The sequence below is a fragment of the Rhodococcus sp. 3258 genome, assembly GCF_031456475.1.
Lineage (GTDB): Bacteria > Actinomycetota > Actinomycetes > Mycobacteriales > Mycobacteriaceae > Rhodococcoides > Rhodococcoides fascians.
Genome location: NZ_JAVDUT010000001.1, coordinates 1,089,614 through 1,108,361 on the forward strand (window position 1 = coordinate 1,089,614; position 18,748 = coordinate 1,108,361).

The window sequence follows — 18,748 nt, forward strand, 5'->3', positions numbered from 1 at the left end:
CGGAACTCAAGCCTCGGTGCTGGGGGTTCCCTCAGCACCTGCGCGGGCAGCTGCGTCGGCCTCCATGGCCTCACGCAGGCTGCGCGGACGCATGTCGGTCCAGTTCTTCTCGACGTACTCCAGGCACGCAGCGCGGGTGTCTTCACCGAAGACGACACGCCACCCCTGAGGGACCTCGGAGAACGTCGGCCACAGCGAATGCTGATCTTCGTCGTTGACCAGCACGAAGAAGCGTCCGTCTTCGTCATCGAACGGGTTGGTACTCATCTCGCCTCACTCGTCGCGAACGTTTGATTGGTAAGTCTGCACCGTGAGGTGCCACACGACCCTAGCAACGCAGGTCGTGCTCAGGTGGCGTCAGGCCTTGAAGAAGTCGAGCAAGTGCGCATTGACGGCCTCGGGCCGCTCGAGATATCCGTAGTGCCCGGCGTCCGCGATCTCCACGTATCGAGCCCCCGGAATCGCGTCGGCGAGCTCCTTGCCCAGGTAGGCGGGGATCATCCGATCGTCAGCGAACCCGACCGACAGACACGGCACCGACACTGCCCGGTAGGCGTTGGTGCGATCGAAATCGTCGTCCATGCCCAGCTGCGCGCGCACCCCGGCGGAGGGTGAGGATGCCGAGAACTCGAACAGGTCGAGCCAATCGCGAGCCGTTCGCGCATCACGCAACGTGGCGGGCGACAGGTTCATCACCGCCGTCACCGCGGCCGAGTACGTCCCCGGCAGCTCGACGCGCTTGTCGTACAGCGCCCGCTCACCCTGGGCGAGCGTCTTCTGGAACTCGTCGACCCGCGCGTGCCCGGCCAGGAATGCCGCCTTGCGAACCAGATCGGGACGCTTCAGAGCCAACTCCTGTGCGACGCGAGAACCCATCGACGTTCCCACGACGAAGGCCTTCTCGGCACCGTCGCGGATCAGTTCGATCAAGCCCTCGGTGTCGGCGACCATGGCGTCGATGGTGATACCGGTCGCACTTTCCGACGACGGCGCGATACCGCGGTTGTCGAAGGTGCACACCCGGTAGCCGGCCGCCAGGAGGGCCGGTACCTGATGCAGTTCCCACACTCGGCCGGGACTGCCGGTGCCCATTATCAGAACTACCAGGTCTCCACTGCCCTTGACCTGGTAGTTCACGTCGATGCCGTTGATCTTCGCGATAGGCATACGTCTCCTCACTGATGATGCTTTCGTCGGCGATCGTATCGTCCGACGTCGACGTGGGGTTACTCGAACAGCCAGTGGGTACCTGCAGTTACATGACTGACGAGAACGTAGCGGGCGAAGCACGCAAAGGAATGCTCGACGGGATCAAGGGCAAAGCCAAAGAGGTCGTCGGCGCTGTCACCGGCAACGACTCGTTGACGGCCGAGGGCCAGTTGCAGGCCGCTCAGGCTCGCGAACGCAAGGAGGCGCAGGCCACCGAACGCGTCGCCGATGCGCAGGCCACCGAGGCCGCGGAGGAGCTGGCCGACGTGCGGACTGCGGCAGACAGTCGACGCGAGGCCGCGGAAGAGAACGCGGCAGTTGCCGAGGCGAACGCAGACCGCGTTCGAGAGACCCAGGTGGCCGCGGCCGAGCAGAACAAGCGTGAGACCGTGGCGCAGGAACGAGCGGCGGCCGAGGTCGACGCAACGGCCGAACAGATCGAAGCGACCGAGGAGCGCGAAGCCGAGCAGGCCGCGGCAGATGCGGACGAAATGGTGGCTGCGCAAAAGCACCAGGAAGCGTTGCTGCAGGCCGAAGCCGACCGCAAGAAAGCCGAAGAGCTTCGCAACCAGGCTTGACCCACCACTGCTGATCTAGGAGTTCGACTACATGAGTGTTTTGGCCCTACCACTGACCATCCTGAGACTTCAGTACAAGATCGCACGAATTCCGTTGCAGCTCATCGAGACCAACGTCGTCGTGAAGATGGATGCGGAATCACCGGCGCGGCTCGCCTACGAGCACACGCTCGGATCCCTCGATCGTGCTGTCGGAAACCTGTTGGGAGACAGGAGTCTTGCCGATCGCGGTGAGACTCTGGTCGACAGCACCGAGAACCGCGCCGAAGCAGCACGCCTGGACGCCGAGGCACGTGCGAAGAAGACTGCCGCGGACGCCGACCTGAAGACGGCTCGTGAGACCGCCGAGCAGGACCGGCGGGCCGCCGACGCCGCAGCCCAGGAAGCGGCCCGCGACGCGCGACAGGAAGCCGAGCAGCGCAAGCGCGAGGCCGCTAAGGAAGCCGAACGCGAAGCGGCTGCAAAGAAGAAGAAGGCCGACGAGCAAGCTGCCGCGGCGGCCAAGGCAGCCGAGGACCGCAAGAAGACTCAGCAGGCTCAGGTCGACAAGCAGGAGAAGTTGGCTGCAGCACCGTCCGAGGCCGAATTGGCCGAGGCCGCAAAGCGATCCGAGGAAGCCGACGCCAAGAAGGACGAGGCAGAGCGCATCGAGAAGCTGTTCATCGCGGAGAAGAACAAGGACTGACAGCCCGATTCTCTCGAATCGAGCTCAGCTACAACCCCTTCCAGCCCCGCACCGTGTTCTCGGTGCGGGGCTGGTGCGCGCTGCAACCGTTGGGTGCCACACTCTGAGAGCATCGACCGGGGCGCACCAGCGAAGCCCGACTGCCCGGTTTACTGTAGGTTCGCCGAACACATCGACGAGGCGGGTAGATGCGCATGCGACAAACGGGACCCGAGTCCAGTCCACTCAACCGCGCCCGGCACAGACTCTCGCCGCTGTTCGCCACTCTGGTGATCTTCGGGGTTCTAGCCGTCCCAAGACTGGACTTCCCCGGGGCCGGCATTGCGGGCTGGGGACTTGCAATTGTCGCGGCAGCGGCCTGGCTTTTCACAGCATTGCGCCCGCAGCGGTCCAGCCAAAAGAGCTAGGTCGTGCGCGTTGTGCGTACCTCTGAGGGCGCACAACGCGCACGACGGGAGCGGAGCGACGATCAGCTGACGATGCGAGCGAGGAATGCGTCGATATTGTCTTTCACCGTCGCCGTGCGGGTGTCGACGTCGAAGTCCTCCTTGAACTGTCGTCCCAGGGCCGGTGTTTTCTTCTTGCGTGCGTACAGAGAACATGCGAGATCCGAGCAGATGTAGGTACCGACGGTGTTGCCGCGTCGCCCGGACTCCCCTGCCTTCGCAGCGGCCATCAGCGACACACCGCCGTTGGCGTGGGTGGTGAGACAGATGCTGCACATCTGCGCAGTCCGCGGTCCACCCGCTTTGTATCGCAACGCAATTCCACGGAGTCGATCTTCCTGCGGTACGACGATGTAGCTTCGTCCCGCCAGCTTCGGGTCGCCCCAGCCGAGGAAATCGAGATCCTCCCACGGCACTTCGTCGAACATATCGGGGAGGGAAAGCCGAGTGGCGTCACCCTTGGACGAGTTGACGAACGACGATCTGATGTCGCGTTCGGAGATCGGCTTCATGGTTCCTGCCTCCATTGCCGTAGGAGTGTGTCGATTCCGTCGAGGATTCGGGCCCACGACTCTTGTGAGTCGGGTGCACTGTGAGCGAACGAGCCGGCCGCTTCGAGGCTGGCGAAACCGTGAAAGACACTGCCCAACAATCGAACAGCGTGCACCTGATCGGCCTCGTTCAGGTGATACCCACGAAGAATTGCCTTCATCATCGCCGAGTGCCGCACCCCGGCACTGTTGATCGCCGTCTCGTGGTCGAGAGGAAATTGAGTGGCCGCGTACCGGCCGGGATGTTCGCGCGAATAGACCAGGTACGCGTCGGCCACTGCTACCAACGCGTCCTTGCCTGCCCTGCCCGCCAACGCTTCTGCCACCCGGTCGGCCAATTCCTCCAACGCCAGCAGAGCGATGCCGACATTGAGCTGATGCGCGCTCTTCAGATGCGAATACAGACTCGCCACTTTGACGTCGAAGCGTCGCGCCAACTCACTGGCAGTCACGCGATCGAAGCCGACCTCGTCGGCCAGATCCGCTCCTGCTGCCACGATGCGCTGCGCGGTCAATCCTGCGCGTGCCATGTCGGCCTCCTCCATCTTCCGAGGACACCGTAGCCAAAACTAATAGCTATAGGCAAATTGCTATAGCAATCAGCGTCCCTGCCACGCCTCCCACAGTTCTGCGTAACGCCCACCGGCAGCGACCAACTCGTCGTGCGGACCTTGCTCCACGATTTTTCCGTGCTCGAGCACCACGACGCGGTCGGCGGCAGCGGCCTGGGTGAGGCGATGCGCCACGACCAATGTGCTGCGGCCTCTCGTCGCCGCCTCCGCAGCCAGTTCGAGCTCACGGGCACCGGAGCTGCCGGCCTCGGCGGTGGCCTCGTCCAACACCGCGACAGCCGGATCGGCGAGAACCAGCCGCGCCAGAGCCAATTGCTGCGATTGCGCCGCGGTCAACTGGTGACCGCCCTCGCCGACGGCGGTGTCGAGGCCGTTCTCGAGCGCCTCGACCCATCCCCAGGCACCGACGGTCCGCAGTGCGTCTTCCACGTCGTCGCGGCCGGCGTCCGGTGCCGCGAGCAACACGTCGTCGATCAGAGGGCCGGCGAAGACGTGCACTTCCTGGCTGACGATCGCGACATGCCGGCGTAAACCCTGGTGGCCCAACGAGTCCAGCGACGCGCCGCCGACACGAACCGTGCCCGACGTCGACGCCATCGACCCGGCCGCAATGGCCGCGATCGTCGACTTCCCGGCACCGGTGGATCCCACGAGCGCGACCGTCTCACCTGCGTCGACACGCAGGTCGACCCCGTGCAGTACTTCGTGACCCCCGTCGTACGAGTGGCGCAGGTCGACGACATCGAGGGTGGCGTCGGCAGGCACGGAACCGTCGCCCACCGGCCGCTCGTCGGCAATGTCGACGACACCGACCAGTCGGGCCAGAGAAGCTCCGGCAGACTGGATGTCGTCGAACGTGAAGAGCAGGGTGCCGATCGGATTGAACAGGCGATGGAACAGCAGCGCCGCGGCCGTGGTCCCGCCGACGGTCACGTAATCGCCTCGTACCAGCAGGAATCCGGCCAGCAGGATCACCGACAGGCCGACACATTCGGCGCGGTTACTGCGTGAGCCGAAACGGGTGAACAGCCGGAAGACGTCGACGCCGATGTCGCGGGCTTTCGCCGACGCTCGATCCACCTCACCGAGATGCTCCGCTTCGAGTCCGTAGGCGCGCACCGTCTTTGCGCCCTGCATGCTGCTGACGAAGGATTGCGCCCGCTCGCCCATAGCGACTCGTTCGGCCGCGTACAGCGGAGCCGATCGGGGCAGATACCAGCGCAGCGCGAGCACGTACATCGGCAATGCCACCAGACCGGCAAGCCCCAGACGCCAGTCGATTCCGAGCATCGTGATCATGCTCAGGCACACCAGCAGGAATGCTCCGACGAGCTGGGGAATCACTTCGCCGATCGACTTGGCCATCACTGCGACGTCGTCGCCGACGCGGGAGAGCAAGTCGCCCTTGCCCACTCGCTCCAGCGTGGCCACCGGCAGGCGGAGAGCGCGTCGCACGACGGCCTCACGCAGCGACGCCAGGATGCCCTCGCCGAGGGTACTGATCAGGTAGCCGCTGAAACCGGTGACGACACCGCCGATGACCGCTGCCACCGCGATCACGACGACGACCCCCACGATGGTCGACGAGTCGGCCCCGTCGCGGACGCGGTCGACCAGGACGCCGAGCACATAGACCGGCACAAGTGACATCGCCGCGGCCACTGCGCCGAGGAGCAGCGTCACCGCGGTACGGAGTTTGCGCAGGCGCAGCTGTTCCAACAGCCATCGGCCCGACCGGGCACCGGTGGCGATGGGAAGAAGTTCGGGGGCGGTCATCGCAGCACCGTCTCCTTGTACTGCGCGTCCGAGGACGCGAGATCGTGGTGGGTTCCTTCGGCGACGACGCGGCCGTCGTCGACGACGAGCACGCGATGCGTCACCGACAGCAGCGCAGGGCTGGTGGTGATCAGGATCGTGGTCTGCGCGGCGCTGCCGGTGTGTCGCAGCTCGGCGATACCGCGCGCGATCGTGTGCTCGGTGACGGCGTCGACCGCGGTGGTGGGGTCGTGCAGCACCAGCACCGGGGCGTCGACCGACAGGGCCCGCGCCAACGCGACCCGTTGACGTTGGCCGCCGGAGAGGCTGGCACCGCGGTCGGTGACGGCGTGGTCGAGTCCGGCTTCGTGCAGTTCGACGACGTCGGTGGCCGCGGAGGCCTCGAGCACGCGGTCGAGTTCGGCGTCGGGCTGCGCGCGACCTGCGGTGACGTTGCTGCGGACGGTACCGGCGAACAGATCGGTGATGTGCGGCTCGACGAGCACGGTCTCGCGGGCGCGTCGGAGATCGATGTCCCCTGTTGCGATGCCGCCGATCCGTACCGTTCCGGTGTAGTCGGACTCGGAGATCTGACCGGAGAGCACCTGGGCGAGTGCCTCCCCGTCCTGCGGCCGGTAGGCGACGATTCCGAGCATCTCGCCGGGTGCGGCCGAGAAGGTGAGGCCGTCGAGCGAACGGAACCCGACCTCGTCGACGGCGAGTTCGGTACCCGAGGGCACAGCGGAATCCGATTTCGGCAGAACGTGGTCGGCACCGAGTACGAGTGCGAGCCGATCGGCAGAGCCACGCACCATCGCCACCACGCCGGGGACCTTGGACAACCCGGTCAGCGGTTCGATGACGAATTGCGAGAGCCCGATGACGGTGATCAGCTCGCCGACCGAGATGCGACCCTGCAACGCGAACCAGCCTGCGGTACCGGCGATTCCGACGGCGAGCAACGCGTTGACCGCCGCCGCCAGGCCCTGATAGACGTTGTTGGCGCGGGCCAACCTCAGCGTGGCCGCCAGTGCCGTTCGGCTCGACGTCACGAACCGCTGGGTCGCGGCGTCCTCGGCTCCGATTCCGCGCAGCGGACGCACTCCACTGACCAGATCGGTGGCCATTCCCGAGACCCCGGCGATCTCGGCCTGCTGTGCGGTGGCCGCGCGGGTGAGCAACGGGGCGAGACGCTGGAGCGCGATCAAAATCACCGGAGTGCCGATCACGACGGCCAGGCCGAGAGGAATGTCGATGATCAGCAATGCCACCGCGGACGCGACCACCGCCACTGCGGACGCGAAGACTCGCGCGATCAGGTCGAGAATCCACGATTCCTTCTCGGCATCGGACGTCGAGACCGTCAGCAATTCCCCGGCCGACAGATCGGTGCGCAGTCCGCGTGGGTCGAGAACGCGGCCGGCGACCTCCACCCGCACATCGTGGGCCTCACGCTCGATGGCGACGACGATGATGCGGGCACCGATGCGCCAGGCGTAGGACAGTGTGACGAACAGAGCCGCGAGACCGACCAACGAGACGATCATCGCCGTCACGTCGCCGGTGTCGATCGCCCGCGACACGATCAGACCGATCGCGACCGGAACCATCGTTTCGCACAGTTGATGCACCCCGAAGAGCAGGGACGAGACGATCAAGCGGGTGCGACGACGTCGTACGGTGCGGCGCAGAATCGCGCCACCGGTGGCCGGGAAAGGTGCCTCCACCACGTTTCGAGCATGGTGAAGCGAGACAGAATCGGTCATTCGCTGCAGCCTATGGCATCGGGAAGTGGCGATGGGGTGTCACATTTACATAGAGTTGGCTCCAGCGAACACCGAGTAAGTCCAGCAGAGAGTACGGAGATCACCATGCCTGCCAAGACATCGACCGATAACGACATCGCCGACGAAGACATCGTCCCACTCGAGTACGAGACCGCCAGTCAGGCCCAGCGCGTCGTCGCCGCGTATGCGACCGATGCAGACGAGTGCCGCATGTTGTTGTCGATGCTGGGTATAGACCCCGTAGCGAAGACCGACTGACAGGTTTTCGCAGGGCTGATTACCCAGGGATCAACAAGCGGATTGGACAGTTGTGGCTGACGCCTCGCAGGGTTCGGATTTCGTCGTCGTAGCCAACAGGTTGCCGGTCGATCTGGAGACACTTCCCGACGGAAGCACGCGATGGAAGCGCAGCCCCGGCGGGCTGGTCACCGCGCTCGAGCCCATCCTGCGCGCCAACAAGGGTGCCTGGGTGGGATGGGTCGGCGTATCCGACGTCGACGTGGAGCCGTTCGTCGAGGACGACCTGCACCTGCGTCCGGTGCCGATCAGCGAGAAGGAATACACCCAGTACTACGAGGGCTTCTCCAACGCCACGCTGTGGCCGCTCTACCACGACGTCATCGTCAAGCCCGAGTACGACCGCGACTGGTGGAACGCCTACGTCGAAGTCAACCGCCGCTTCGCGGAGAAGACGTCCGAGGCAGCCGCGCAGGGTGCGACGGTGTGGATTCAGGACTATCAGCTCCAGCTGGTGCCCAAGATGCTGCGGATGCTGCGGCCCGATCTCACCATCGGCTTCTTTCTGCACATCCCGTTCCCACCGATCGAGCTGTTCATGCAGATGCCGTGGCGCACCGAGATCGTCGAAGGACTGCTCGGTGCCGACCTGATCGGTTTCCATCTGTCCGGCGGCGCGCAGAACTTCCTCTACCTTGCCCGACGCCTCGCCGGGGGAACCACCTCACGCGGAACCGTCGGTGTGCGATCCAAGCTCGGTGTCGTCCAGGTGGGGTTCCGGACCGTACGCGTCGGAGCGTTCCCGATCTCCATCGACTCCGGTGACCTCGACACCAAGTCGCGCACGAAGGCCGTCCGGGACCGCGCCAAGCAGTTGCGCAAAGACCTGGGCAATCCGAAACGGATCATGCTCGGCGTCGACCGACTGGATTACACCAAGGGAATCGACGTTCGGCTCAACGCATTTCGAGAGTTGCTCGAAGAAGGCCGAGTCGATCCGGCCGAGAACGTCATCGTGCAATTGGCGACGCCCAGCCGTGAACGCGTCGAGAGCTATGTCGCCATGCGCGGTGAGATCGAACAGCAGGTGGGACGCATCAACGGCGAGTACGGCCAGGTGGGCCACCCGGTGGTCCACTACCTGCACCGTCCCATTCCCCGCGAGGACCTGCTCGCCTACTTCGTCGCTGCCGACGTCATGCTGGTCACTCCCCTACGCGACGGCATGAACCTCGTCGCCAAGGAGTACGTGGCCTGCCGCAGCGACCTCGGTGGCGCGCTGGTTCTCAGCGAATTCACCGGTGCTGCTGCAGAATTGCGCCAGGCGTATCTGTGCAACCCCCATGATCTGGACAGTGTGAAGGACGCCATCACCGGAGCGCTCGAACAGGAACCCGAGGCAGGTAAGCGTCACATGCGAGCCATGCGCCGGCAGGTTCTGGCCCATGACGTCGACCGCTGGGCTCGCTCGTTCCTGTCCGCTCTGGCACAACCGGCCGAGGGCACCAACCTCGTCAGATAAATCGCTTTACCCCCACCGTCGACGGCTGTTAGTTTGCCGTCGACGGTTTTGTGCATGCGAGAAGTGAGGAGGTGGGCATCGTGGCCACCTGGACGAGAACACACCCGAGCCCTCACACCTCCTCCACGAAGGACTTCTCGCATGTCTTCTCTACTCGAATACGGACTCGACCAACACTGGCGTGACGAGTTCGAACAGCATTCTCACAGCGCAGTTCTCGCCCGCGTGGTTCGCGTCGACCGCGGTGAATTCGACGCCGTCACCGAGCACGGAATAGTACGCGGCACCGGTACCGCTACCTGCACCGGCGACTGGGTCGCACTCCGGCCACTCACCGGCCGGAACCACGGGCTCGTTGCCGTCCTCCCCCGCCGAACGGCCATAGTTCGAGCCAGTGCCGGATCGACCTCGGCCGCACAGGTTCTCGGTGCCAACGTCGATACTGTCGTGGTCACTGTCGCGTCGGACACTGCCCTCGATCTCGGTCGCGTCGAGCGCTACCTCACGTTGGCGTGGGGCAGCGGCGGCGTACCCGTCGTCGCGATCACCAAGACCGACAGCGGACGCGTCACCGAAGAGTCGGTACTGGCCGCCGCGCCGGGTGTCACCGTCTGCAGCACCAGCGCGGTGTCGGCCGATGGAATCGACTCGCTGACAGCGCATCTGCACGGCACGGTCGCGCTCATCGGGCCGTCGGGATCGGGTAAATCGACTCTCGGCAACGCTCTGATCGGGAGCACCGCGTTCGCCACCGGCACCACTCGCGAGGCGGACGCCAAGGGCAGACACACGACGGTGCGTCGGGAATTGATTCCGGTACCACGACTGGGACTGACCCTGCTCGATACTCCCGGATTGAGATCGGTGGGTGTACAAGGATCGGAAGACGCAGTGGCGAGCGCCTTTTCGGATATCGACGAGCTGGCCGCACTGTGCCGTTTCGGCGACTGCGCGCACGCACACGAGCCCGGTTGCGCCGTTCTTGCCGCCGTCGAGACAGGCGACTTATCCGAACGCCGGCTGGGTAACTACCGAAAGCTGTTGCGGGAGAACGCCTGGACAACGTCGCGCCACGATGCGCGGGCGCGCAGCGAGAAGTTGAGGGAATACAAGCAGATGACCAAGTCGCTACGGCAGAAGTACGCAGCCGACGGTCGGCGGCGCTAGGTCAGCTCTCGTCGAACAGCGAGGGGCTCTCGGACTCCGCCTCTTCTCGGGGAGCCGAGCCCTCGCGCGGCGATGCCTTACGCACTACCTCGACCGTCGTCGTACGGACCGACAGCCGATGCCCGTCGTGATGCTCGAGCAACGCCAACCCCTGACGAATCTCGAGCACCTTCCACGGGCCTGCATGCCCGGACGCCTGAACCAGGTCGCCTGGTGCGATCTCGGAAGCCACTGTTTTCTCCATTCACCGAGCAGGTATCGGGGGTCGAGCAAGCCTGTGACACATACCCTATCGGGCGCCGACCGGCCCGACGCCACTTGCTCGTCGAACAAGTTAGGAGTACTAATGTAATAGTTGTAGATGTACAAGCAAATATGCGGAGGTGCACGTGGCCGAGCTGACTCGACGACACCGATATCTCGTGCTCGGGATCTGCTGCCTCAGCCTGTTTCTCGTCAGCACCGACAACACGATCGTCAACGTAGCGCTGCCGTCGATGCGCGCAGATCTGAATGCATCGGTATCGGGTCTGCAATGGATCATCGATGCATACACGCTGGTCGTGGCATCTCTGCTGATGCTCGGTGGGTCGATGGCCGACAAGTACGGCCGCAAACGCTTCTTCCTGATCGGCACCGGAACGTTCGTGCTCGGCTCGCTGCTGTGCAGCGTCGCACCGTCGCTGGGCTGGCTCATCGCCTTCCGGATGCTGCAGGCCGTCGGCGGCTCGATGATGAATCCCGTCGCGATGTCGATCATCACCAACACCTTCACCGACCCCAAAGAGCGCGCCGGCGCGATCGGCATGTGGGGTGCCGTCGTCGGAATCTCGATGTCCGCGGGACCGGCACTCGGCGGTGTGCTCGTCACCAGCGCCGGCTGGCAGTCCATCTTCTGGATCAACGTCCCCGTCGGGATCTTCGCTCTGGCGATGACACTGAAGTTCGTCCCGGAATCCAAGGCCGAGCACGCGAGGAAGTTCGATCCGCTAGGTCAGTTCCTCATCTTCGCGTTCCTCGCGTCCCTGGTCTTCACCATCATCGAAGGTCCCGCGAAGGGTTGGGGATCACCGCTGATCGTGTTCACGGGTGCCGTCGCGATCGGCTCTCTCGTCGGGCTGCTGGTGGTCGAATCGCGAATCGAGGAACCGCTGATCCAGCTGAAGTTCTTCCGCAGTGCACCGTTCAGTGGCGCTACGGTGATCGCCGTGTGTGCGTTCGCGTCCCTCGGCGGGTTCCTGTTCCTCAACACGCTGTACCTGCAGGACGTTCGCGGCTACTCACCACTGCACGCTGGTCTCTACACTCTGCCGATGGCACTGATGACGCTGATTTTCGCGCCGATATCGGGACGCATCGTCGGCAGCCTCGGGGCTCGCATCCCCCTGCTCGTGGCCGGCCTCGGCTTCGTGATCTCGGCGCTGATGCTCACCAGAACGACGCCGACGACATCCTTCACCTGGTTGGCGACGGCATACGTGATCTTCGGAATCTCCGTCGGCATGGTCAACGCCCCGATCACCAACACCGCAGTGTCCGGGATGCCACGGAGCCAAGCCGGCGTGGCCTCGGCCATCGCGTCGACCAGCAGGCAGGTGGGTCAGTCGCTCGGTGTGGCCGTCATGGGATCGATCGTCACCGCGAGCATCGTCGGAGAAATCTCCGACGGCTTCACTGCCGCCGCCGTGCCCGCCTGGTTCGTCATCGCCGGTGCAGGCGTGGTCGTCACCGTGCTCGCGCTGGTCACCACCGGCCGATGGGCACGATCGACCGCCGAACGTATCGACCAGCCGGTGCTCGTATGACGAGCGAAGCAGCGCAGGTCTGGCGCGAGATGCGAGCGCTGATGCTCGAGGTACACGACACTCGACGGGCCGTCGCGGAGGCCACCGGGATGAGCTTCCTGCGGGCGAAACTGCTGATCAAGCTGTTGGGCGGCGATCGGTCGGTCACCGAACTCGCCGATCTGCTCGCCTCCGACGTGCCCTACGTATCTCTGAACGTGCGCGAACTCGAACAGCGAGAACTGGTGTTGCGCACCGAGGACCCCCACGATCGTCGACGACGCATCATCGGACTCACCGACACCGGACGCCGCCTCGCCGAGAAAGCCCGCACGATCGCCGACGCCCCTCCGCCGGAATTCACGGCACTACCGCCGGAGGACCTGGCGCATCTGCGTCGAATACTGCGACTGCCCTGATGTGGTGGGGCGGCGCTTCGGCTTCTGCTTCGGCTTCAGCGGCGAATGTCTGCGAGCGGGGTTCCGATCTCGACGAGGGCGCGCACGGTGGCGGCCTCCATGCCGGGTGAACCACACACCAGGATCTGACGGTCGGGGAACGGCCCCTGCACCGCGACGACGTCGGCGATAGCACCCTCCCAACAGTGCTCCGGCTCGAAAAATGATGTGCTGGAACCAATTTCCTCGTGAATACGATCGTTCCAGCGGTCCGAAGCCCACGGCTCGTGCAGCTGATCGACGACGGGAACAACGGTCAGCCACGGCAACTCGGCCGCCATCAACCACAGCATGTCGCTTGCATAGAGATCGCGCGGCGACTTGCCGCCGAAGAACAGCGTCACATTCGGCGGCCGCTCCCAGCGCGTGAGATCGAGCAGAATCGCGCGCAACGGAGCGAGACCGGTACCGCCCGCGATCATGACGACGTCACGCCCGGAATCGTCGACGTGCAGACCGCCCTGCGGATCACTGATCTGCCAGACATGACCGGGCCGCGTCTCGTTGACGATCGACCCGCTCACCCACCCCGCGGGTACCGCGCGCACATGGAATTCGAGCTTGCCGTCCACCGACGGCGGCAGGGCGGGCGAATATCGCCGCGTCAGAGCAGTGTTCTGAGGAACTGTCACGGACACCGACTGCCCGGCCCTGAACGGGATCGCGTCGCCCTCGAGCCTGATCACCGCGAGGTCGTTCCGAAGGCGATGGTACTGAACGACTGTCGAATTCCACGCCTGCATGCGCACCAGGATAGGGGTCGATGCCGGGTGTCTCGCAAACGCGCGCGGGGTTCGCCGCTGCCGATGCCGCAAACGCGCGCGCGTTTGCTGAACGCGCGCGGAATAGTCACCGAATCACTGGCGAATCTGCGCGCACCTGACAAACGCGCGCGCGTTTGCGGGGAAGGCGCGCGGAATAGTGACCGAATCACTAGCAAATCTGCGCGCACCTGACAAATGCGCGCGCGTTTGCGGGAAGGCGGCGAACTCAGCGCTGGTGTTTCGGCTTCCAGACCACCAGGGCGTTGCGTTGGATCGGCACCAGGTCACGGCGATAGCTCGCGTGCACGTTCGCTACCTCCTGCGCCAGTTCCGAGACCCGGGCCTGCAGGGCCTCGACCTGGTTGGTGAGCTCGATGATGCGCTTGATGCCGGCGAGGTTGACGCCCTCGTCCTGCGAGAGTCGCTGCACCTCGCGGAGCAGTGCGACGTCCCGCGGTGTGTAGCGTCGACCCCCGCCGGTGGTGCGGTGCGGGATGACCAGGCCCAGTCGGTCGTAGGTACGCAGCGTCTGCGCATGCATGCCGGCCAGCTGAGCCGCGACGGAGATCACGAAGATCTGCGCGTCCGGATCACCTTGTGCCCCACCGGCTTTCGCGGAACCGCCCTCGGGAGGGACCGACATCACACACCTGCCCACCCGGCCCGCGGGTCGAATCCGCTGGCCTTCTCGGCTTCCAGATAGGTCTTCAGAGCGTCGGTAGCAGCATCGTCGAGTTTCTGCGGGACGGCAACTTTGACGGTCACCATCAGGTCGCCTGCGCCGGACTTCTTCGGGATGCCGCGTCCACGCACCCGTAGCACTCGGCCGTCGACGGTGCCCGGTGGCACCTTGACGCCCACGCGTCCTTCGAGGGTGGGCACCGACAGTGTGGTGCCGAGGACCAGTTCGCCGTAGCTGACCGGCACGGTCACCGTGAGGTCGTCGCCGGTGCGGCCGAAGACCTTGTCGGGCTTGACTCGAACGGTGACGAACAGGTCGCCGGACGGTGCTCCGCGAAGCCCGGCCTCGCCTTGGCCTGCGAGTCGAACTTTCTGGCCGTCGCTGATGCCGGCCGGTACTCGCACGGTGATGGTGCGGGTGCGGTTCTGCACACCGGTGCCGCGGCAATCGACGCACGGGTCGTCGATGATGGATCCGGTCCCGCGGCAGTCGTCACAGGGCTCGCTGAAGCCGAACGCGCCTTGGTTTCGGTTGACGACACCTTGGCCGTTGCACTTGGGGCACACCCGCGGGCTCGTTCCGGGCTTCGCGCCGCTGCCGTGACACGTGGTGCACGACGACGGACTGGTCAACCGCAACGGGACCGTCACACCCTGCGCTGCTTCACGGAATTGCAGCGAGGTCTCGGTCTCGACATCGCTGCCGCGTCGGGGACGGTTGCTCTGCGGGCGCTGGGCTGCGCCGCGATTGAACAGACCTCCGAACAGATCGCCGATGCCGCCGTCGCCGCCACCGCCTTGACCGAAGATGTCGCCCACGTCGAAGGTCTGGCCACCGCCACCGAATCCGCCTGCACCGGGCGAGAATCCGCCTCCACCGCGGCTACCGAAGCCACCGGACGCGAACAGCCTCCTGGCCTCGTCGTATTCCTTGCGTTTGGCCGGGTCGGCGAGAACGGCATGCGCCTCACTGACCGCCTTGAACTTGTTCTCGGCCGCGGCGTTACCGGGATTGGCGTCGGGATGGTTGTCCCGCGCCAACTTTCGGTACGCCTTCTTGATCTCTTCTGCAGTAGCGCTGGAGGAAACGCCCAGCTCCTTGTAGAAGTCCTTCTCGATCCACTCCCGCTGGCTCACCGGGCGTTTCCTCCTCTCGCGCTATTTCTTTTTACTGCTCGTCGGACGCGGGTGCGTCCGATTCTTCTGTTGCCGTGCCCTCGGAAGCACTGTCGACCACACCGACCATCGCGGTACGCAGCACGCGCTCGCCGAGCTTGTAGCCCGGACGCATCAGCGTGCCGACGACCGGATTGCTGCCGTCGCCCTCATGGGAGACGGCCTCGTGGATGGCCGGGTCGAAGGCGTCGCCCTCGGCCCCGAAGGTGCTCAAACCGATGTTCGAGAACACCCCCGCCAACTTGTCCGCCACGGACTTGAGCGGTCCGGTTTCGAGATCGCCGTGCTGGCGAGCTCGCTCCAGATCGTCGAGGACGGGGAGGAGCTGGGACACGACGGACGCTTTCGCGTTCTCCGCTCCCGTCTGCTTCTCCCGATCCGTGCGGCGACGGTAGTTGGCGTACTCGGCCGACACGCGCTGCAGATCGGCAGTGAGTTCGGCGACCTGAGTGTCGCGCGGATCTTCTGTGTCCTCCGCCTCGACCACGATCTCGCCTGTCCCTTCGTCCACCGAGCCGGGCTGGGGCGCAGTACCGGTGCCCGCGAGGGGCTCCGGAACTGCGTCACCTTCCCGTACTTCACCGGTCTCGGGATCGATCTTCCGCTTGTCCACGAAAGTGACCGGTTCTTGCTCGGAGTTACCCGACGTCACTTCTTGTCCGTGTCGTCGGCGGGCTCGTCGACAACCTCTGCGTCGACTACACCGTCGTCAGCGGCCTGCGCGCCACCCTCTGCGCCGCCCTGCTCCTTGGCCTGAGCCTCGTAGATGGCGGTGCCGAGAGCCTGCGACTCGCTCGACAGCTTCTCCACGGCGGTCTTCACTGCCGAGATGTCGCTGCCCGCGAGTGCCGTCTTGGCGTCGGCGATGGCGGTTTCGACGCGGCCCTTGAGCTCGGCGTCGACCTTGTCCTCATTGTCCTTGACGAACTTCTCCGTCTGGTGGACGAGGGACTCGGCCTGGTTGCGGACCTCGGCCTCTTCGCGACGAGCCTTGTCCTCGTCTGCGTGAGCTTCGGCGTCGGCGACCATGCGGTCGATCTCTTCCTTGGACAGACCGGAGCCGTCCTGGATCTTGATCGTGTTCTCCTTGCCGGTGCCCTTGTCCTTGGCCGTGACGTGCACGATGCCGTTGGCGTCGATGTCGAAGGTGACCTCGATCTGGGGGACGCCGCGCGGAGCCGGGGGCAGATCCGTCAACTCGAACGAGCCGAGGAGCTTGTTGTGCGAGGCGATCTCGCGCTCACCCTGGAAGACCTGGATCTGCACCGAGGGCTGATTGTCGTCAGCGGTGGTGAAGGTCTCGGATCGCTTCGTCGGGATGGTGGTGTTGCGCTCGATGAGCTTGGTCATGACGCCACCCTTGGTCTCGATACCGAGGGACAGCGGCGTGACGTCGAGGAGCAGAACGTCCTTGACCTCACCCTTGAGCACACCGGCCTGCAGTGCAGCACCGACGGCCACGACCTCGTCCGGGTTGACGCCCTTGTTGGGCTCGCGTCCACCGGAGAGTTCCTTGACCAGCTCGGAGACTGCGGGCATACGCGTCGAACCACCGACGAGCACGACGTGGTCGATGTCCTTGACGGCGATGCCGGAGTCCTTGACCACTGCCTGGAACGGCGCACGGGTGCGGTCGAGCAGGTCGGAGGTGATCTTCTGGAACTCCGAGCGGCTGAGCTGCTCGTCGAGGAAGAGCGGGTTCTTGTCCGCGTCGACCGTGATGTACGGAAGGTTGATCGAGGTGCTCTGCCCGGAGGACAGTTCGATCTTCGCCTTCTCGGCAGCCTCACGCAGACGCTGCAGGGCCATCTTGTCCTTGGTCAGATCGATGCCGTTCTGAGCCTTGAACTTGTCGACGAGCCAGGTCACGATGCGCTCGTCCCAGTCGTCGCCACCGAGGTGGTTGTCGCCGGACGTCGCGCGGACCTCGACGACGCCGTCGCCGATTTCGAGCAGCGAGACGTCGAACGTGCCGCCACCGAGGTCGAACACGAGAATGGTCTGCTCGCTGTCGCCCTTGTCCAGGCCGTATGCGAGAGCTGCCGCGGTGGGCTCGTTGACGATGCGCAGGACGTTGAGGCCGGCGATCTGGCCGGCTTCCTTCGTGGCCTGACGCTGTGCGTCCTCGAAGTACGCGGGAACGGTGATGACCGCGTCGGTGATTTCCTCACCCAGGTAGGCCTCGGCGTCGCGCTTGAGCTTCTGCAGCGTGCGCGCGGAGATTTCCTGAGGGGTGTACTTCTTACCGTCGATCTCCACGGTCCAGTCCGTGCCGACGTGGCGCTTCACGGAACGAATCGTGCGGTCGACGTTGGTGACCGCCTGGTTCTTCGCGGGCTGGCCGACCAGCACTTCACCGTTCTTGGCGAAAGCGACGATCGACGGGGTGGTGCGTGATCCCTCGGAGTTGGCGACGACAACCGGTTCGCCGCCCTCGAGGACGGACACGACCGAGTTGGTGGTCCCGAGGTCGATACCGACCGCACGAGCCATAATGTTTCCTCCTGTTGTTGCGTGGGTTCCAGTCCCTGGGTGAGCGAACTCCGCTCAAGTTTGCACAACGCGATCTATCGCGTCAACTTCCAACTTGAGCCTCATCCACTCAAGGCTGCTGACCTGCACAACGGAGGGTGTGGCGAATTTGTTCCCGAGGGAGCGGCTGCGCCGCATGTGAGTAGGAGTGGAGCCTGCGGAACGACCCAGGTGAGTGAAAACTCGACCCCTGCTACGAAGTTCCACGCACATGGGGCGAAGCCCCTCCACAGCAGTACGCCGCGACGATCGGCGGGGATCGTCGCGGCGCAGCGGGAGAGAAAGTACGGAACGAAAATTTACTCGGCAGGCTCGGTGGCGGGTGCGGGGATGCAGCTGTAGCTGAGCAGTCCACCGGTGATGTTGTTCATGAAGTCGGCATCGAGTGCGCTGGCGAAGGCAGCTGCGCCGGCAGGGCGAGCGACCCATTCGCGATCGGCCGACGGCACGGTGTACGTCATTGCCTCGCCTGCCTTGATGGTCTTCTCGGTGTGCTGACCCTGCAGACCCGGCAGTGCGCCGTAGTTGACGTTGACGTTCGACGCGTCGTCGGCACCCTTGTTCTCGACCTTGACCTGCAGTGCGACGACGCCGCCCTCGGGGGCCTTCTCGACTGCGGTGTCGCAGACAGTGGCCATCGAGACCACCAGGTCGGGGCTTTCGAGAACTGCGGAGCCGAGTGGCATCGCGGGCTCGGTCTCGGGCTCGGCCGAGGCCATGGGTACGAGGACGACCGCACCGATGCCGGCGGCCAGGGCGGCCGTCGAGGCCAGGATCGAAGTGCGGGCAAGACGTCGCATGGACAACTCCTGTGGCTGAGGGGATGTGACCCGTGAGTCTGATG

Annotated in this window: 20 protein-coding genes; 7 read left to right on the forward strand and 13 right to left on the reverse strand. The window is 65.0% G+C overall.

Translation table 11 applies throughout. The features are described 5' to 3' along the window. Positions 1 to 6 precede the first annotated feature (6 nt). The gene (locus J2X62_RS05040; RefSeq protein ID WP_027495672.1) at positions 7 to 267 is read right to left on the reverse strand and encodes an MbtH family protein; all 261 of its coding nucleotides are present in this window, start codon (positions 265 to 267) and stop codon (positions 7 to 9) included. Between the two features lie 90 nt (positions 268 to 357). Beyond that, positions 358 to 1,167 (reverse strand): alpha/beta fold hydrolase, encoded by an 810-nt coding sequence (locus J2X62_RS05045; RefSeq protein ID WP_032375016.1) that lies wholly within the window; start codon positions 1,165 to 1,167, stop codon positions 358 to 360. Between the two features lie 92 nt (positions 1,168 to 1,259). Here J2X62_RS05045 and J2X62_RS05050 point away from each other — a divergent pair, with 92 nt between their 5' ends. After that, on the forward strand, positions 1,260 to 1,787 hold the full coding sequence (locus J2X62_RS05050) for a general stress protein CsbD (protein ID WP_310178159.1): 528 nt from the start codon (positions 1,260 to 1,262) through the stop codon (positions 1,785 to 1,787). 31 nt (positions 1,788 to 1,818) lie between these two features. Continuing rightward, positions 1,819 to 2,472 (forward strand): hypothetical protein, encoded by a 654-nt coding sequence (locus J2X62_RS05055; protein ID WP_310178163.1) that lies wholly within the window; start codon positions 1,819 to 1,821, stop codon positions 2,470 to 2,472. A 469-nt stretch (positions 2,473 to 2,941) separates the two neighbouring features. On the opposite strand, the gene J2X62_RS05060 is transcribed toward J2X62_RS05055, so the two are convergent. The 4 genes from J2X62_RS05060 to J2X62_RS05075 form a co-directional block, all read right to left on the reverse strand. Continuing rightward, positions 2,942 to 3,430 carry an FBP domain-containing protein gene (locus tag J2X62_RS05060; RefSeq protein WP_027495668.1) on the reverse strand — a complete coding sequence of 163 codons (489 nt, stop codon included), beginning with the start codon at positions 3,428 to 3,430 and terminating at the stop codon, positions 2,942 to 2,944. Next, complete coding sequence (locus tag J2X62_RS05065) at positions 3,427 to 3,999, reverse strand: TetR/AcrR family transcriptional regulator (protein ID WP_094651188.1); 573 nt, start codon at positions 3,997 to 3,999, stop codon at positions 3,427 to 3,429. The genes J2X62_RS05060 and J2X62_RS05065 overlap by 4 nt, the downstream gene beginning before the upstream one ends. A gap of 69 nt (positions 4,000 to 4,068) precedes the next feature. Further along, complete coding sequence (locus J2X62_RS05070) at positions 4,069 to 5,817, reverse strand: ABC transporter ATP-binding protein (protein WP_310178173.1); 1,749 nt, start codon at positions 5,815 to 5,817, stop codon at positions 4,069 to 4,071. After that, a complete protein-coding gene (locus tag J2X62_RS05075) occupies positions 5,814 to 7,562 on the reverse strand; it encodes an ABC transporter ATP-binding protein (protein ID WP_222072831.1) in 1,749 nt (582 codons plus the stop codon). Before J2X62_RS05075 ends, J2X62_RS05070 begins: the two co-directional genes overlap by 4 nt. A 105-nt stretch (positions 7,563 to 7,667) precedes the next feature. Here J2X62_RS05075 and J2X62_RS05080 point away from each other — a divergent pair, with 105 nt between their 5' ends. The 3 genes from J2X62_RS05080 to rsgA all read left to right on the forward strand — a co-directional run bounded on the left by J2X62_RS05080 (position 7,668) and on the right by rsgA (position 10,509). Next, on the forward strand, positions 7,668 to 7,841 hold the full coding sequence (locus J2X62_RS05080; RefSeq protein WP_008710019.1) for a hypothetical protein: 174 nt from the start codon (positions 7,668 to 7,670) through the stop codon (positions 7,839 to 7,841). A 52-nt stretch (positions 7,842 to 7,893) separates the two neighbouring features. After that, the gene (locus J2X62_RS05085; protein WP_027495664.1) at positions 7,894 to 9,342 is read left to right on the forward strand and encodes a trehalose-6-phosphate synthase; all 1,449 of its coding nucleotides are present in this window, start codon (positions 7,894 to 7,896) and stop codon (positions 9,340 to 9,342) included. A 141-nt stretch (positions 9,343 to 9,483) separates the two neighbouring features. Next, positions 9,484 to 10,509 (forward strand): ribosome small subunit-dependent GTPase A, encoded by a 1,026-nt coding sequence (gene rsgA, locus J2X62_RS05090; RefSeq protein ID WP_310178190.1) that lies wholly within the window; start codon positions 9,484 to 9,486, stop codon positions 10,507 to 10,509. Position 10,510: 1 nt separating this feature from the next. On the opposite strand, the gene J2X62_RS05095 is transcribed toward rsgA, so the two are convergent. After that, positions 10,511 to 10,741 (reverse strand): hypothetical protein, encoded by a 231-nt coding sequence (locus tag J2X62_RS05095; protein ID WP_094651190.1) that lies wholly within the window; start codon positions 10,739 to 10,741, stop codon positions 10,511 to 10,513. A gap of 157 nt (positions 10,742 to 10,898) precedes the next feature. Here J2X62_RS05095 and J2X62_RS05100 point away from each other — a divergent pair, with 157 nt between their 5' ends. Next, positions 10,899 to 12,314: an MFS transporter gene (locus J2X62_RS05100; RefSeq protein WP_310178194.1), complete on the forward strand. Its 1,416-nt coding sequence runs from the start codon at positions 10,899 to 10,901 to the stop codon at positions 12,312 to 12,314. Continuing rightward, complete coding sequence (locus J2X62_RS05105; RefSeq protein WP_167328374.1) at positions 12,311 to 12,712, forward strand: MarR family winged helix-turn-helix transcriptional regulator; 402 nt, start codon at positions 12,311 to 12,313, stop codon at positions 12,710 to 12,712. The genes J2X62_RS05100 and J2X62_RS05105 overlap by 4 nt, the downstream gene beginning before the upstream one ends. Before the next feature lie 35 nt (positions 12,713 to 12,747). Here the strand turns inward: J2X62_RS05105 and J2X62_RS05110 are convergent, their stop codons facing one another. The 6 genes from J2X62_RS05110 to J2X62_RS05135 form a co-directional block, all read right to left on the reverse strand. Next, on the reverse strand, positions 12,748 to 13,494 hold the full coding sequence (locus tag J2X62_RS05110; RefSeq protein ID WP_310178197.1) for an FAD-binding oxidoreductase: 747 nt from the start codon (positions 13,492 to 13,494) through the stop codon (positions 12,748 to 12,750). A 247-nt stretch (positions 13,495 to 13,741) separates the two neighbouring features. Beyond that, positions 13,742 to 14,158: a heat shock protein transcriptional repressor HspR gene (locus tag J2X62_RS05115; protein ID WP_045841157.1), complete on the reverse strand. Its 417-nt coding sequence runs from the start codon at positions 14,156 to 14,158 to the stop codon at positions 13,742 to 13,744. Continuing rightward, complete coding sequence (gene dnaJ, locus J2X62_RS05120) at positions 14,158 to 15,333, reverse strand: molecular chaperone DnaJ (RefSeq protein ID WP_027495657.1); 1,176 nt, start codon at positions 15,331 to 15,333, stop codon at positions 14,158 to 14,160. Before dnaJ ends, J2X62_RS05115 begins: the two co-directional genes overlap by 1 nt. Positions 15,334 to 15,364: 31 nt before the next feature. Further along, complete coding sequence (grpE, locus tag J2X62_RS05125; RefSeq protein WP_027495656.1) at positions 15,365 to 16,024, reverse strand: nucleotide exchange factor GrpE; 660 nt, start codon at positions 16,022 to 16,024, stop codon at positions 15,365 to 15,367. Beyond that, positions 16,021 to 17,865, reverse strand: coding sequence for a molecular chaperone DnaK (dnaK, locus tag J2X62_RS05130; protein WP_027495655.1), 1,845 nt, complete (start codon positions 17,863 to 17,865; stop codon positions 16,021 to 16,023). The genes grpE and dnaK overlap by 4 nt, the downstream gene beginning before the upstream one ends. Positions 17,866 to 18,203: 338 nt before the next feature. Beyond that, a complete protein-coding gene (locus tag J2X62_RS05135; protein WP_310178207.1) occupies positions 18,204 to 18,704 on the reverse strand; it encodes a Pro-kumamolisin, activation domain family protein in 501 nt (166 codons plus the stop codon). Between the last annotated feature and the right edge of the window lie 44 nt (positions 18,705 to 18,748).